Raw genomic sequence first — 14,600 nt, 5'->3', positions numbered from 1 at the left:
GTGGTCGGCGCGTGGTCGATTGACGTCGGATCGTGTCATGCTGCACGGACCCGATCGGAGGACGAGATGGCAACCGGTGAAGCCGTGCAGGTGCGTCCCAGGCGCCGGTCGTTGCGACCGCTGATGTCCGGGGCGACGCTCGTCGCGATCCTCCTCCTGCTGTTCGGTCTGCCGTGGTGGACGTTGACGGTGGCGGCGCGCTGGCCGTCGCCGGTGTCGGCCGCGGGCACGGCGGTGTTCGCGGTCGCGTTGTGCGCGTTCCCCGCCCTGATGTATCTCGGGCACGGCCGCCGGCGGTCGGACGCGGCGGCCCGCGCCGGGGACGTCCTCCTCGGTCTGGTCTGGATCCTGTTCGTCTGGGCGTTGCTCGGCAACGTCGCGCGGCTCGTGATGGCCGCGGTGGGCGTCGCCGACCCGGCCCGGTCCCGGGCCGTGGCGGTCGGCGTCGCGGTGGTCTCGGCCGTGCTGGCGACCTGGGGGTACGCCGAGGCGATGCGCGTGCCCCGGGTCCGGCGGGTCGACGTCACCGTCGACCGGCTCGGCGCCGGTCTCGACGGGGCCCGGGTGGTGCTGCTGACCGACACCCACTACGGCCCGATCGACCGGGCCCGCTGGTCGGCGCGCACCATCGAGGTGGTCAACGGCCTGGACGCCGACATCGTCTGCCACACCGGTGACATCGCCGACGGCACCGTCGAGCAGCGACGGGCGCAGGCCGCGCCGCTCGGCGCCGTGCGGGCCGGGCTGCTGCGGGCGTACGTGACGGGCAACCACGAGTACTACGGCGAGGCGCAGGGCTGGGTCGACCACATGCGCACTCTCGGCTGGGAGCCCCTGCACAACCGGCACCTGGTGGTGGAGCGGGACGGCGCGCGGCTCGTCGTCGCCGGGGTGGACGACGTGACCGCCGCCTCGTCCGGCGTCGCCGGTCACCGGGCCGACCACAGCGCGGCGCTCGACGGCGCCGACCCTCGGCTGCCCGTGCTGCTGCTGGCCCACCAGCCGAAGCAGATCGCCGAGGCGGTGGCGGCCGGCGTCGACCTGCAACTGTCCGGGCACACCCACGGCGGCCAGATGTGGCCGTTCCACTACCTCGTCCGACTCGACCAGCCGGTGGTGCAGGGCCTCAGCCGGCACGGCCGCACGCAGCTCTACACGAGTCGGGGCACCGGTTTCTGGGGCCCACCGTTCCGGATCTTCGCGCCGAGCGAGATCACCCTGCTCACCCTGCGGGCGGGACCACACCGGCCGTCCTGAACCATCGCCTCCGCTCGAATACCCGGTCGTGTCCGGTCGCCGGGTCGGGTAGGACGACGTCGTGACGGTTGTGCGTGCGCGACGTGAGGACCTGGTCGAGGGTGGCCGCTGGCGGGCTACCAGCCGGTCCTGCCACCGGTGCGGTCGGCAGACGCACGACGCATCGGCGGGGGCCAGGCGGAGGACCCGATCGTCCGATGGGCGTACCGGGGGCTGCCGACGCGTTGGTCGCCGAGCGGCGGCGGTTCGCCGACGACCTCGTGGCACCGCAGCTCAGACCAAAACCCAGCCGGGCCTGGACGCTTCCCGGTGGCGTGCCGCAGTGGAATCGGATGGCGGCGCTGACCGATCCCGCCTGGGCGGAGGACCATCGGTGAGATCAGCGGTTCACGCCCACTGACGGATCAGGCTCGCGGTCGACCGAAAACCGGGTTCGACCGCCACGGTCGGCGGGGCAGGATGTCGGGGTGATCTGGGGCAGACGCGACGGCCGGACCCGCGCACCTTCGCCGGTGCGGGAGGAAGGACTGCTTCCGGTGGTGCGGGTCGCGGTCGAGGACGCCGGGGCCGGCGGACGGGACGCGCTGGACCGTCTGGTGGACGTGCTGCTCGAGGTCGACGCCGGTGGCGACGAGGCGGTGGCACGATCGGCGTTGGCGCTGGTGGCCGGCGCGCCGGGGCTGGTGGTCCGGCTCGACGAACACGCGCGGTCGGCACCGTGGTACGGCCGGCACCGGGACCCGGTGTGGCAGCGGGTCGTCGGTCCATTGTCCGTGGGGCCGGTGGCGACGGCGCTGGCGAGCTCGCACGCCGACGGGCGGATCCGGGAGCGGGCGGTCGCGGCGATGATCGCCGGAGCGTACCCGGAGGTCATGCCGTTCCTGGTGGTGCGTGCCGCCGACTGGGTGGCCCCGGTGCGGAACCGGGCGCGGGCCGGCCTCGCGCTGGTGCTCGCCGACGACGCCGACGTGCGCCTGCCCGCCGTCCTGCCGACCGCGCTGCGCCTCGAGGTGCGCGCCCGCGCCGGCTTCGCGCTCGCCCAGGCGCGGGTGGCGGTGCTGGCGGCCACGGAGCAGTCGTGGCGCGCCCTGCTCGCCTCGGCGGGTCGCCGGGAGCGGCGATTCGTCCTCGACACCGTGCTGGCGCGCGGTGGGCTGCGTACCCCGGAGCTGGTGACCCTGGCCGAGTCGGACCCGGACGTGCGGGTGCGGGCGTGGGCGGCGGAGGCGGCGTGCCGCGACGCGGTCTGGACCCGCCGGCACGACGTCCTCCGGCGGTTGGCTCGCTCGAGGCGGGCCGAGGTGCGGGTGGTGGCGTTGACCGGCCTGGTGCGGGCCGGTCAGGACGCCGACGTCGCCGGGCACCTGGATGACGACGCGCCGTTGGTGCGGGCCGTGGCGCGAGACGCGGCCCGCCGCGTCGGCGTGGACGCGCGGGAGCACTACCGCGCCGGCGCCGCATCCACCGAGCCGGCCGTCGGGGCGATCGCCGGACTGGCCGAGACCGGTTCGGCGGCGGACGCCCCGCTGCTGCTGCGGCTGCTCGGCCACGCGCGGCCGACGGTCCGGGCCCAGGCGGTACGGGCTCTGCGGCTGCTGGACGCGGTCGTGGCGGGGGAGGTGGTGGCGTCGGTGCGGGACCCGTCACCGGCGGTGGTCCGGGAGGCGGCGCGTGCGCTGCGCCCGGTCGCCGGCGCGCTGCCGCCGGACCTGCCGTGGGAGCTGCTGCGCGACGGCCGGGTGGAGTTGCGGCGGGCCGGCTACAAACTCCTGCGCGGTCGGGGCGCGGGGGTGGAGTTGCGGGCGGCGCTGATCCTGGCCGCCGACGGTGATCCTCGGCTGGCCGAACGGGGCAGGGCCGACGCGACCCGCCTCGCCAGGGACGCGGCGGGAACGACCTGGCGCCGCGCCCCCCGGCCGGAGTTGCGGGTCACCGAGGCGGAGCGGGTGCACCTGCGCGAGTTGGCGGCCCGGCTGGCGGCGACGCTCGGCGACGAGACCAGCCGGCAGCTCGCCGGCTGGATCTCCGGTGGCGATCAGGTCGGGTGACCGCGCGCCCCTGTGTGCACGCTGACAGCCGCCGGCCCTCGTCAGCACCGGTCATCCGGGATCGCCGGAGCCGATCGGGGTGAGTCCCAGGTCGTCGAGGGTGGCGGCGCCGAGCGCGGCGGGGGCGCCGCCGGCGAGCACCAGCGTTCTCGCCGACTGGTAGCGGCAGCCGGCGGCGTCGAACGCGTCCGCCGCGTCGAGCAGCGCCAGGTGATCGCCGTCGAGCAGAGCTCCGGCGCGTCGCACCAGGGCCTCGGCGACGGGATTGCCGGCCACCACGGCCCGGGCCTCGGCCAGGTGCTCGCGGGCGCTCGGGCTTCCGGCGAGCACCGCGGCCTCGGCGCGTAGCGCGACGTACCAGTGCAGCCAGACCCAGGTGACCGACTTCCACACCGTGCCGGGTTCGGGCGCCATCCGGGCCAGGGCTTCAGACGCCTGTCCCCGGTGCAGCAGGAGCATCGAGTCGAAGACGGCGCCGTAGCCGTAGATCTGTTCCGGTGAGGTGCCGAGCTGATCCAGGACCCCGGTCCAGACGTGTCGCGCCTCCCGGTCGTCGCGAAGCCCGTGGATCATCGCGACGCCGGCCGCCGCGGGCCCGAGCACCGACCGGGCGGGGCGCCCGGCCCGCTGCCAGGCGTCGAGGAACCGTACGCCGCCGGCGAGCACCTCGTCGACGTCGCCGGCGAGCGCGTCGGCGACCAGCAGCCAACTCGTGGCGCGGTGACCGACCTCGGCGAGCAGCGGGTGGTCGGCGATCTGCCGTGCCCACCGGCGGGCGGCCGGCAGGTCTCCCGCGCCGAGGCTGGCCTCGGCGGCGTTACCGAGCGCGTCGAGCAGTTCGTGGGTGCTGGCCGGCGTGGCGGGCAGGGGGGAGAGCAGCGCGACCCGTCGCCGGGCCGTGGCGGCGCTGGCGAACGTCTCGCCGGCCCAGCACCGGGCGCCGGTGAGCGCGTCGAGCGCGGCGGACTCGGCGAGCGGGTCGCCGGTGCGGCGCGCGAGGGCTACCGCCCGTTCGGCGCCCGCGATCGTCTCGGGTACGTCGTTCTCGGGTGGGCCCTGCGCGGCGCCGAACGCGTCGGCGAGCACGCCGGCCTCGGCCAGCGCCACCGCGGCGCGGGCGGCCGGGTCGTCGCCGGCCAGCTTCCGCGCCTCGTCGACGAGCGCGATCGCCTCCCGCTGCGCCGGGAGGTGGGCGAACTTGCTCCAGAACCGGTAGGAGCTGGTGGCGGCGGTCGCCAGGTCGGTGGCGGCGCCGGCGTCGTCGTGCGCCCGGCGGGCGGCCTCGGCGGCCGCCCGGTGCAGGCGGTACATGTCGTCGCCGCGCATCCGGCAGCCGGCCACGGCTGCGGCCTGCCGGAGCATCGACGCCTCGACGGCGGGCTCGTCGGCGAGCGCGGCCGCCTGCTCGTAGCGCAGTTGGGACTCGCCGACCAGGGTACGCACGAAGGTCGCCTCCGCCAGGTGGCGGGCGAGGCGGTGGGCGTCCGCGCGTTGCTCCGGCCGGTCGGACGCCCACGACAGGGCGGCGCGCAGGTCGTCGGCCACCGGGTCGAACCGGGTCCGCCAGTCGGCCCGCACCACGCTCAGGTCGGTGGCCCTGGCCAGGCACCAGCGCAGGTGCCGGGACCGCGAGTCGGTCAGTTCGCCGGCCTCGGCGAGCCGTTCCGTCCCGTACTGGCGGATGGTTTCGGGCACCCGGTACTCGGTGCCGCCGGGAAAGGCGTTCACCGTCAGCAGGCTCTGTTCGGCGAGGCGGGCCAGCCCGTCGGCGACGACGCCCTCCGCCAGCCCGGCGACCCGCGCCGCCGCCGATGCGGTGAACGGGGCCACGAAGACCGACACCCGGCGCAGCAGCGCCTGGTCGTCGCGCTCCAGCAGGGCGTGACTCCAGTCCAGCGTCGCTCGCACCGAGCGGTGCCTGTCGTCGGCACGGGCCCCGCCGGTGAGCATCCGCAGCGGGTGGGACAGGGCGGCGGTGATGCCGTCCAGGCCCAGCGTCGGGTAGCGGGCGGCGGCCAGTTCGATCGACAGCGCCATCCCGTCCAGCCGTTCGCAGATCGCGGCGACCTGGTCGTGCAGTGGGGGATCCAGGGGCCAGGCCACCGCCGCCGCGCGCTGCAGGAACAACGCGACCGCGTCGGGTTCGCCGTCGGCGGCGAGCGACAGCGGCGGCACCGGGTACACCCGCTCGAATGGCACCATCAGCCGGGCCCGGCTGGTCACCAGCACCGTCACGTCGGGGCAGGCGGCCAGCAGCCGTTCGAGGAACAGCGTGACCGCGTCGAGGACGTGTTCGCAGTTGTCGAGCACCAGCAACGCGTGCCGGTCGGCCAGGGCGGCGGTGACCGATCCGGTCATGTCCCGCCCGGGCTGCTCGCCCAGGCCGAGCGCCACGGCGACCGCGGTGGCGACCATGGCGGGGTCGGCGACCGGGACCAGGTCGACGAACCACACGCCGTCGGGGTGTTCGCCGGCGGTCTGCGCGGCCACCGCCAGCGCGAGGCGGGTCTTGCCCACCCCTCCCGGGCCGACCGCGCTCACCTGGCGGTGCGCGCGGATCAGCTCGGTCAGCTCGGCGCGCTCGCGCGCCCGGCCGACGAACGGGGTCAGCGGGGCCGGCAGGACCGGGGCCGGGTGGGCGGCGTTCCGGCCGGTCAGCTCCGGCACCCGCCGGGCGAGCGCCCGGCGGTCCGGGACGTCCAGCTTGCGCAGCAGTGAGGAGACATGCGTCTCGACGGTACGCACCGAGATGAACAGCCGCGCGCCGATCTCCGCGTTGCTGAGATGGTCGCCGACCAGCGCGAGCACCTCGGCTTCGCGGGGTGAGACGTCGACCATCACGCCATTCTGTCGCACGCCTCTCCGGGTGGCGGTTCCGTGGTCGCCTCCGTGGTCGGCACGGATCCGCACCGAGGCGCCGGCGGACATGCTGGGCGCACGAACCGATCGGGCCGGCGGCGACCGGCCGAACCGAAGGAGTGATCATGGTGGGTTCTTCCGGGCACGGGATCGGGACCGTGCTGCACCCGGTGTCGGATCTGGCCAGGGCCAAGGCGGTGTACGCGGCCCTGCTCGGCGTGCCGCCGACGGCCGACTCGCCCTATTACGTCGGCTTCGACACGGGGGGCCAGCACATCGGCCTGGTGCCCGGTGGCGGGCCGCAGGGCCTGACCTCGCCGGTGGCCTACTGGCACGTGCCGGACCTCGACGCGAAGCTCGCCGAGCTGAGCGCCGCCGGCGCCACGGTGGCCGAGGCGGCGCACGACGTCGGCGGCGGTCGCCTCGTCGCCACCGTCACCGATCCCGACGGCAACGTGCTGGGGCTGATCCAGGACCGCTGAACTCGCCATCCGTACCGCTCGAAGGGAAACAATCATGTCTGCCATTGATTCCGTCACGCTCCAGGTGCCGGACCCGGCCACCGCCCGGGACTTCTACACCACCGCCTTCGACCTGGGCGACCGCCTGCGCGTGAGCGGGTCACCGCAGCCGACGACCGGATTCCGGGGATACGCGATGTCGCTCGTGGTGTCGCAGCCGGGGACCGTCGACAACCTGTTCGGCGCGGCCCTCGCCGGCGGGGCGACCACCCTGAAGCCGGCCGGGAAGAGCTTCTGGGGTTACGGCGGGGTGCTGCGCGACCCGTACGGCACGATCTGGAAGATCGCGACGTCGTCGAAGAAGGACACCGGGCCGGCCGGCCGGCACGTCGACGAGGTCGTGCTCCTGCTGGGAGTAGACGACGTGGCCGTCACCAGGCGGTTCTACGTCGACCGTGGCCTGACCGTGGCGAAGAGCTTCGGCCGCCGGTACGTCGAGTTCGCCACCTCGACCATCAAGCTGGCGCTGTACGGCCGTCGCGCCGCGGCCAGGGACGTGGGTGTTCCGCCGGACGGCGACGGGTCGCACCGGCTCGTCGTGGGCAGCGGCGCCGGAACCTTCACCGACCCCGACGGCTTCGAGTGGAGGGCCGGCGGCTGAGGACACACCGGCGTGGTGTTCGCCGTCGGCGTGACGGACGGGGTGGCGGCGGGCGGGCACGTCGGGCACGGTGAACCGGTGGATGCCGCGATCGTTCTGGTGCACAGCCCATCGGTGGGCCCGCTGACGTGGGCGCCTGTGGCGGCGAGGCTGACGGCCTCGGGCGCCGTCATGGTGGTGCCCTCGCTTGTCGGCGTGGCGGACGCCGGACCGCCGTTCTGGCGGTCGGTCGCCGAGACCGTCGGCGGGTCCATCGACGAGTTGCCGCTGGACATGCCCGTCGTCGTGGTCGCGCACAGCAACGCCGGCCTCTTCGTCCCGGTCATCGTCGAGGCCGCCCGGCGTCCGGTGGCCGGCTGCCTGTTCGTCGACGCGGCGTTGCCCGCTCGACGCGGGCCGACGGCCGTGGCGCCGCCGGAACTGCTGGACTTTCTGCGGCCCATGGTGACCGGTGGCAGGCTGCCGCAGTGGACGGCGTGGTGGGACGAGTCGGACGTCGCGCCGATGTTCCCGGATCCGGGGACCCGGCGGGACGTCTCGGCCGAGCAGCCGCGCCTGCCGCTGAGCTACTACGAGGCGGAGGTTCCCGTGCCGGACGGCTGGGACGACACGGCCTGTGGTTACCTGCTGTTCGGCCCGCCGTACGAGGACGTCGCTCAGGAGGCGCGGGACCGCGGCTGGGACGTCGACCAGGTTCCCGGTCTTCACCTGCATCAACTGGTGGATCCGGACGCCGTGGCCGCGCGCATCGCCGCCACTGTCGATCGGTGGTGCCCGCCGGCCGGCTGACAGGTCCGATCCGGCAGGGCTACCGGCCGCTTTCCCACCGTGCGGCCGCCCACACCCGCTCGAACTCCTCACGATCGATCTCCCGGTCCGGCAGCCGCGGATCGAAGAGGTCCACCACCGGCGGGTTCATCAGCCAGTCGTCGGCGTCGGACCTGATCCCGGTGCCGTCCTCGGCCACCTCCACCTGCCGGATGCGGCGGCCGTCCGGCCCGACCTCCATCAGGTACGTCACCGGCTCGTCGTCGCCCACCTGTCGCAGGAACAGCACCTGCCTGTCGGCGAGCGCGCCGAAACCGGGCAGCGCGCGCTGCTCGACGCGGGTGGCGCGCAGGTCGTCCAGGCCGGCGGGAAGAGTCGCCGCACCGATGTCCACCTCGTCGAGGCCCCAACCCTCGGCGCGCGCGACAGCGGCGGGGTCGTCGACGACCTCGACCTCGGCGAAGGTTTCCCGCACCTCCCGGACCGAACCGGCGCGGATCCACCACCACAGGCCGCCCATGCCGTAGTCGTGAAGGACGAGATAGCGCTGCGTCGACATCGCCCCAGCATGCCTGGTAGGCGTGCCGCGTCGCCGGCCGGCTCAGCGTTCGCGGTGCGGACGCCGGGCGCGAAGGAACGCCGAGGCCATCGTGCGCCGCGTAGGCGTGCCGGCCGCGACCAGGGCGGTCATGTACGCGTCGAGCCGCTCGCGTTCGTCGACGGTCAGGGCGGCGGCGACCGCTTCGCCGTACGTGGGGACCAGCGGGTTGGGTGCCGCCCGCTTGAGGGTCTCCCAGTCCCCGACGGGGCCGGCGGGCACGTCGATCTGGGCGCGGTAGTCCAGCTCCACCGCCTCGAAGCCGGCGGTCACCGCCCAGTCGAGGAGGTCACGTTCGTCGAAGTCCGTCATCGGTCGGGTGGCCTCCCCGGTGGTGCCGCGGTAGACGTCGCCGACCTTGGCGATCAGGTCGTTCACCGGCGAGTCGCCGGTGCCGAACAGGTCGTCGGGGCGCAGCCGCGCCGCGAAGCCGTTGACGGGCTCGAACAGGGAGATCCGCCCGCCCGGGCGCAGGACCCGGAAGAACTCCGCGAAGGCGTCGGCCTTGCGCTCGGAATAGATGAGCACCGACCGGGTGGTCACGACGTCGACGGAGGCGTCGGCGATTCCGGCGAGATCATCGGCCGGCGCGACCACGAATCGGCACCGCCCGTCGCCGTCGGCGGTGCGCCGGCACACGTCGAGGACGTCGGGTGAGATGTCGCTGAAGACGACCCGACCGTCCGGGCCGAGTCGATCCAGCGCGCCGAACCCGATCAGTCCCGTCCCGCAGCCCACGTCGAGGAGGACGTCGTCGGCCGCCAGGGCAGCTCGGTCGAGGACGCCGTCCCGGAACGCCGCGAGATCCGCGGCGTGGCGGGCGCGCAGGTCCGCGTCGTCGCCGTCCCGGCGGCTCAGGAGCCACTGCGCCCACTTGTCAGGCGTCACCGGGGCATCGTAGCCCCGACACATCCACGGACCTCGGGACACGGACTCGCCGGCACCGGTCAGCCCGTCGCCGAGGCGTTGTCGTAACCGACGTGCGGGGAACCCGAGGCGACCTGGACCCGATAGCCCCAGCGTCGCAGGACCAGCGCGACCTTCTCCGCGCCGCTCGGGTTGGCGGAATGGACGACGACCACACCGATGTCGAGGGGTCGACCGTCGAAGGCGGCCCGTTCCAGGACCTCCACCACCGGCCAGATCGTGTCGTCGCCGCCGAGGTCGTGGTCCAACCACAGCTCGTCCAGCCGACCGTCACGGTGGCGGGCGAGAAGCTCCACGCCGGCGGCGCTCGTCCGGGCCACCTCCGCAGGGCGGCCGTCCACGAACGACCGAAGGTCGTCGATCAGCGCGATCACTCGGTGGACAGCCACCCGGTCATGATGCGCGGACGCCGCCACACCGCGCCATCCGGATTCGCGCCGGGGCGGACCGTGCCCCGGCGGGGCGTTGCCGTGGTCCGAGGGCTGGAACACCGGGCGGCGGTTGCCCGCTGACCGGCGTCGTTTCGTCGGACCTTCGTGCCATGATCCCGCTCAACTCAACGCAAGGAGCACGGTCAGATGGCCTCGGTCACGGTTCGGGACGAGACAGCGACGGGCAGGGCGATCGACCAGTGGCCGTTGACCGGCCTGCCGGAGCGGATCTCCGCCCGGGAGCTGGTCCGGTTGCGGGTGCGCGAGGAGGTGGCCCGGTTCAACGCCGACCAGGCCGACCTCTTCCGGGGCCTGGTACGGCCGACCGACGCGGAGGCGACGTTGAACGGCTATCGGGTCGGTCGGGGCCGGCGACTGGACTGGGAACGCCAGGCGGACGCGGCGTGTGCCGCCTTCGCCCGCAACGGCTTCGTGCTGCTGGTGGGCGACCGCCAGGTCGAGGACCTGGCCGAGGAGATCGACCTGCGCACCGAGCCCGAGGTGGCCTTCGTGCGGCTCGTGCCCCTGGTGGGTGGCTGACGTGGGTGACTGGACGCGCCTGCTTCCCCCGCTCAGCGCCGCGGATCGCCGGCGGATCGAAGCGGGCATCGCCGAAGCCGACGCCCAGGTCCGGCCGCTGCTCCAGCCGACGGGCAGCTTCTTCCGGACGTCGGCGGTGACCCGAACACCGGAGAGGGCCGCCACCACGACATGGCCGGGCGATCTCCGCCGCCGCGCCGCGCTTGCCGTACACCTCGAAGCGACAACCAGTTCGCTGCCGTCCGGGCTCAACGACGTCGTGCGAAGCCTCGCCGACGGCGAACTCGCCTGGACCCGGGCGGATCTCCTGTGGAGTCTCGACGTCGCCGGACGGGGATGGATCTACCACGATGGCGCCCACCTGGAACTGCCGGCGATGATCGCCGCGCGCCTGGCCCCCGCCGACCTGGCGGATCTGGCGCCGGCGCTTTCGGTCCTGTTCGACGAGATCGCCGAGGACTACTTCATGGCGGCCGGGCCACGCCGGCGCGTCGCCATGCTGATCGGGGATGCGCTCGACCGTGCCACCGGTCGCCGCGTGCCGTCCTGGATGCTGCACCACGGCGACGAGTTCGGCCCCCGCGTGCGAGCCGACCTGGGCGACGTCCTCTCCGCGCCGGGTGTGCCCGAGCTGCTGGCGCACTGCGCCTCGCTCGACAAGCCGACGCCAGCGGCGAAGTGGCTGCGCGTCCTAGACGAACGGCTCACGACCGCGACCGACGGTGCGCGCGCGGTGCGCGCGGTCCTGGAGGCGTTCACCGCCCACCGTCGCCGGGTGCACGACGACTCGGACCGCCTTCTACGGGGCCTGGTGTGGGCGCTGTCGCGGGAGTCGGGCGAGGCGGCGACGGACCTGTTGGCCAGGGTCACCGCCGCCGCCTCGGCCGCGCCCCGCCAGGCGTCCGGATTCCCGTACGCCCAGCGCACCGCGATCGCAGCCGTGCACCTGCTCGCCGGGCGCGACGGTGAGACGCCGGTGCGGACCCTGGCCCGGCTCGCGGCGACCGTGAAGAACAAGGCGGTGCGCGCCCGGGTGCAGTCCGCGCTGACACGACTCGGCGCGTCGCGGGGTTGGTCGCTCAGCGAGGTGATGGAACTCGCCGTCGACGACCACGGGCTCGACTCCACCGGAAGCCGGCTGACCGAGGTCGGCCCGTACGAGGCGACGGTGCGGGTCGTGGGCGAGAAGGCGCGTCTGACCTTCACTCGCGGCGGCACCGGGCTCAAGGGCGTGCCGGCCGTGCTCAAGGATACGCACGCCGACGAGCTAAGACAGCTACGGGACCTGGTGAAGGGCGTCAACGCGACGCTGTCCGCCGAGCGGCAGCGGGTGGAGGCGCTGCTGTCCGAGGACCGCGTCTGGGCGTACCCGGACTGGGTGTCCCGCTTCCTGGACCACCCGATCACCGGGACGTACGGGCGGCGGCTGATCTGGGAGACCAGCAGCGAGGGATGCGACTGGTCGGCGGGCCTGCCCCACGCCGACGGCGGCGGGTGGACGATCGTCGGTCTCGACGGTCGACCGGCGCGCGGTGATCGCGTCCGGATGTGGCATCCCATCCACGCGGCGGTGGACGAGACCCTCGCCTGGCGCGAACGGGTGCTCGCCGCTGGCCTGACGCAGCCGTTCAAGCAGGCATTCCGTGAGGTCTACCTGCTCACGCCCGCAGAGGAGCGGACCGGCGCCTACTCCAACCGGTTCGCCGCGCACATCCTTCGCTACCGCCAGGCGAACGCGCTCATGCGTGCCCGCGGCTGGCAGGCCGGCTACCTCGGCACGTGGGACGGCGGCTACGACAGCGAAGCCACCAAGCTCTTCGGCGGCGGCGCCTGGCGGGCATCCTTCCACCACCAACTCGTCGACACCGACGGCCCGCGCGACTACGACGTCGACCACTGCGCCACCGACCAGGTGCGCTTCGCCCGATCCGAGGGCGCGACCTGGCAGCCCGCGCCGGTCACGGACGTCCCGCCGCTGGTGTTCACCGAGGCGATGCGGGACGTGGACCTGTTCGTCGGCGTCACCTCGATCGCGACCGACCCGCAGTGGGCCGACCGCGGCGAGGACCGGTTCCGGGACTACTGGCATCGCACCGCAGTCGGGGCGCTGACCCCGTCGGCGCAGGTACGCCGCGACGCCCTGGCGCGGCTGCTGCCTCGCATGGCCATCGCCGGCCGGGTCGCCCTCGCGGACCGATACCTGCACGTACGCGGGAACCTGCGGAGTTACCGGATCCACCTCGGCTCGGGCAACATCATGATGGAGCCCCACGACGCCTACCTGTGCATCGTTCCCGCCCGTGGGGGCACCGGGCGGCTGCACCTGCCGTTCGAGGACGACCCGATGCTGTCGACGATCCTGTCCAAGGCGATCATGCTCGCCGCCGACGACACGATCACCGACCCCACCGTGCTGCGGCAGTTCGCCGCATGACGGGCTGGGCGCGACTGCACGTCAGCTACTGCCAGTACGAGGTGACCACCGTGCCCGGCACGACCGGCCTCGGCATCCACACCATCGGCGACACCCTCCTTCAGGTGGGCGGGCCGAGCCGGCTCACCGGCTTCTGCGGCATCCACACCGGGCCGATCGAGGCACGCCTGCGGGTGCTACCCGAGCCTCCGACGCGTGTTGATGCCGGTTGGGACGCGGTCAGTGAGGCCACCCTGTTCAGCCCCAGCGGCCGGTTGTCGGTCATCGGCCTGATGGGCGGCGTCGCGGAGGCCCTCGTCGACGTCGCCGTCCCGCGCGGGTTGATCCGGGTACGGGTGCACGCCCGCAACCGCCTGCACGACTCGGCGCGCGCCGACGACGACCCGCCCGAGCAGCACGAGCTGCACGTCTGGGCGGCGCGCGAGGAGACGCCGTGGCGCACTGTGCTGGCCGATGGTGAGGTTCGCGGCTGGGAGCAGAACTCGGCCAAGGCCGCCGAGTGGGCGATGCTGTCCCTGGTGCCGCGCCCGTCCACCCGGCCGGCGCTCCTGCCACCGCTGCCACCGGACCCGTACGAGGACGACACGGGTCTCGCCCGCGTGGCCGTGGCGCGCCGCCGGCGCGCACCTGTCGACCTGCCGGTGGGCGTCCTGCCCGTCGGTGACCTGCAGGTGCGCCTGGAACGGATCGACGCGGACACCCTCCGGTGGGCATGGGAGACCAGCGACGCGCCGATCTTTCCCGACCCGCTGACCGCCCTGCCGGACGACGAGCCCACCACCGTACGGCTGACGACCGGCCCGCACGGCGTGACGCTGCGGCACGAGGGAGTGCGGGGCCGCCACGCCGTCGCCCTCGGCCTGATCTGGGACCACCTGCTCAACGGCACCGGAACGTACCCGTGGATTGAGGCCCTACGGGAGCAGGCCGCCGAGGCGACCGCGCGGGCCGAGGAACGCCGCCGGCTGCGAGCCGAGCAGGAAGCCGAGCGGTGGGGAGGCCCTCCGCCGCCGGATCGCGTCCGCAGACTCCTCGGCCAGGCACAGCCGTTGGCGCGCCTCGACCGCCGTCTGCTCGACCGCGTCGCCGCTTTGCCCGCCGAGCGTCAGCGGGAGGTGGCCTGCTGGGCCGCGCGCCGCGCGATGCGGGTGGCCGGGCTGGAGCGGGTCGGCTGGATCGCCGATGCTCTTGCCACGGTCGAGGGCGGCCGTCCACTGCCCGGTGCGTTCATCGAGCAGGGCGGTGCCACCGCGTTCCGGCGGCTGCTGTCCGACACCGAGGTGCCGCGGACCACCATCCCGCTCCGTCCGAACCCGAGGGCCTTCGGCGCGCAGGGTGTCACCGAGATGCTCCAGCAGGCTGCCGCGTTCCCCGCCCTGACCGCGCTGGCCGACCAGGACCCGCTGGTCGCCGCGATCGACGCCGTCTACAACGCGGCGATCGCACACGGCGAGGACCGCCACCGCTTCCTCGCCGAGGCCCATGCCGCGCTGCCCTGAACTGCTCGTCGCGGCGGCAGCCGTATTGCCGTCCAGCGCAAAAAGTGATCTTCGGCAAGGAGCGTCATGGTGATGATGACTCACCTCAGCGGTGCGAGGGCGCGGCCAGGCTCGACG

Annotated in this window: 13 protein-coding genes; 9 read left to right on the top strand and 4 right to left on the bottom strand. The window is 74.1% G+C overall.

Annotated features, from left to right (window positions below; translation table 11 throughout):
• Nucleotides 1–66 precede the first annotated feature (66 nt).
• The 3 genes from ACIA5A_RS19535 (at nt 67) to ACIA5A_RS19525 (ending at nt 3,305) form a co-directional block, all read left to right on the top strand.
• Nucleotides 67–1,257 (top strand): metallophosphoesterase, encoded by a 1,191-nt coding sequence (locus ACIA5A_RS19535; protein ID WP_396763941.1) that lies wholly within the window; start codon nt 67–69, stop codon nt 1,255–1,257.
• Nucleotides 1,258–1,454: 197 nt separating this feature from the next.
• Complete coding sequence (locus tag ACIA5A_RS19530; RefSeq protein WP_396763939.1) at nt 1,455–1,634, top strand: hypothetical protein; 180 nt, start codon at nt 1,455–1,457, stop codon at nt 1,632–1,634.
• Between the two features lie 90 nt (nt 1,635–1,724).
• Nucleotides 1,725–3,305 (top strand): hypothetical protein, encoded by a 1,581-nt coding sequence (locus ACIA5A_RS19525; protein ID WP_396763936.1) that lies wholly within the window; start codon nt 1,725–1,727, stop codon nt 3,303–3,305.
• Between the two features lie 51 nt (nt 3,306–3,356).
• Here the strand turns inward: ACIA5A_RS19525 and ACIA5A_RS19520 are convergent, their stop codons facing one another.
• Entirely contained in the window at nt 3,357–6,143 is a 2,787-nt protein-coding gene (locus ACIA5A_RS19520; RefSeq protein WP_396763933.1) for an ATP-binding protein, read from the bottom strand.
• 146 nt (nt 6,144–6,289) lie between these two features.
• On the opposite strand from ACIA5A_RS19520, the gene ACIA5A_RS19515 reads away from it, so the two are divergent.
• The 3 genes from ACIA5A_RS19515 to ACIA5A_RS19505 are packed head-to-tail and all read left to right on the top strand — an operon-like array spanning nt 6,290 to nt 8,075.
• Entirely contained in the window at nt 6,290–6,646 is a 357-nt protein-coding gene (locus ACIA5A_RS19515) for a VOC family protein (protein ID WP_396763930.1), read from the top strand.
• 34 nt (nt 6,647–6,680) lie between these two features.
• A complete protein-coding gene (locus tag ACIA5A_RS19510; RefSeq protein WP_396763927.1) occupies nt 6,681–7,286 on the top strand; it encodes a glyoxalase in 606 nt (201 codons plus the stop codon).
• A gap of 12 nt (nt 7,287–7,298) precedes the next feature.
• Nucleotides 7,299–8,075 carry an alpha/beta hydrolase gene (locus ACIA5A_RS19505; RefSeq protein ID WP_396763925.1) on the top strand — a complete coding sequence of 259 codons (777 nt, stop codon included), beginning with the start codon at nt 7,299–7,301 and terminating at the stop codon, nt 8,073–8,075.
• Between the two features lie 19 nt (nt 8,076–8,094).
• Here the strand turns inward: ACIA5A_RS19505 and ACIA5A_RS19500 are convergent, their stop codons facing one another.
• From ACIA5A_RS19500 to ACIA5A_RS19490, 3 genes are read right to left on the bottom strand one after another with little or no spacing between them, the layout of a single operon-like run.
• Nucleotides 8,095–8,613, bottom strand: a complete 519-nt coding sequence (locus tag ACIA5A_RS19500) for a hypothetical protein (RefSeq protein WP_396763922.1) — start codon at nt 8,611–8,613, stop codon at nt 8,095–8,097.
• A gap of 42 nt (nt 8,614–8,655) precedes the next feature.
• Nucleotides 8,656–9,540: a class I SAM-dependent methyltransferase gene (locus tag ACIA5A_RS19495; protein ID WP_396763919.1), complete on the bottom strand. Its 885-nt coding sequence runs from the start codon at nt 9,538–9,540 to the stop codon at nt 8,656–8,658.
• Nucleotides 9,541–9,599: 59 nt separating this feature from the next.
• The gene (locus tag ACIA5A_RS19490; RefSeq protein WP_396763918.1) at nt 9,600–9,968 is read right to left on the bottom strand and encodes a cyclic-phosphate processing receiver domain-containing protein; all 369 of its coding nucleotides are present in this window, start codon (nt 9,966–9,968) and stop codon (nt 9,600–9,602) included.
• 189 nt (nt 9,969–10,157) lie between these two features.
• Between ACIA5A_RS19490 and ACIA5A_RS19485 the strand changes: the two genes are divergently transcribed.
• Genes ACIA5A_RS19485 through ACIA5A_RS19475 form a run of 3 tightly spaced genes read left to right on the top strand, consistent with a single transcriptional unit; the run spans nt 10,158 to nt 14,483 of the window.
• Nucleotides 10,158–10,550 (top strand): hypothetical protein, encoded by a 393-nt coding sequence (locus ACIA5A_RS19485; protein WP_396763915.1) that lies wholly within the window; start codon nt 10,158–10,160, stop codon nt 10,548–10,550.
• A 1-nt stretch (nt 10,551) separates the two neighbouring features.
• Nucleotides 10,552–12,984, top strand: coding sequence for a DUF4132 domain-containing protein (locus tag ACIA5A_RS19480; RefSeq protein WP_396763912.1), 2,433 nt, complete (start codon nt 10,552–10,554; stop codon nt 12,982–12,984).
• Nucleotides 12,981–14,483, top strand: coding sequence for a hypothetical protein (locus ACIA5A_RS19475; RefSeq protein ID WP_396763909.1), 1,503 nt, complete (start codon nt 12,981–12,983; stop codon nt 14,481–14,483). Before ACIA5A_RS19480 ends, ACIA5A_RS19475 begins: the two co-directional genes overlap by 4 nt.
• The last annotated feature ends 117 nt before the right edge of the window (nt 14,484–14,600 follow it).

The organism is Micromonospora sp. NPDC051300 (assembly GCF_044455315.1).
Classification (GTDB): domain Bacteria; phylum Actinomycetota; class Actinomycetes; order Mycobacteriales; family Micromonosporaceae; genus Micromonospora; species Micromonospora robiginosa.
This window is presented reverse-complemented; position numbering and strand designations above follow the sequence as displayed.

Bases quoted from the DNA above. Each gene is read 5' to 3' on its own strand.
- ACIA5A_RS19475 (WP_396763909.1), top strand. From the start codon at position 12,981: ATGACGGGCTGGGCGCGACTGCACGTCAGCTACTGCCAGTACGAGGTG.
- ACIA5A_RS19530 (WP_396763939.1), top strand. From the start codon at position 1,455: ATGGGCGTACCGGGGGCTGCCGACGCGTTGGTCGCCGAGCGGCGGCGG.
- ACIA5A_RS19515 (WP_396763930.1), top strand. From the start codon at position 6,290: ATGGTGGGTTCTTCCGGGCACGGGATCGGGACCGTGCTGCACCCGGTG.
- ACIA5A_RS19520 (WP_396763933.1), bottom strand. From the start codon at position 6,143: ATGGTCGACGTCTCACCCCGCGAAGCCGAGGTGCTCGCGCTGGTCGGC.
- ACIA5A_RS19535 (WP_396763941.1), top strand. From the start codon at position 67: ATGGCAACCGGTGAAGCCGTGCAGGTGCGTCCCAGGCGCCGGTCGTTG.
- ACIA5A_RS19485 (WP_396763915.1), top strand. From the start codon at position 10,158: ATGGCCTCGGTCACGGTTCGGGACGAGACAGCGACGGGCAGGGCGATC.
- ACIA5A_RS19500 (WP_396763922.1), bottom strand. From the start codon at position 8,613: ATGTCGACGCAGCGCTATCTCGTCCTTCACGACTACGGCATGGGCGGC.
- ACIA5A_RS19510 (WP_396763927.1), top strand. From the start codon at position 6,681: ATGTCTGCCATTGATTCCGTCACGCTCCAGGTGCCGGACCCGGCCACC.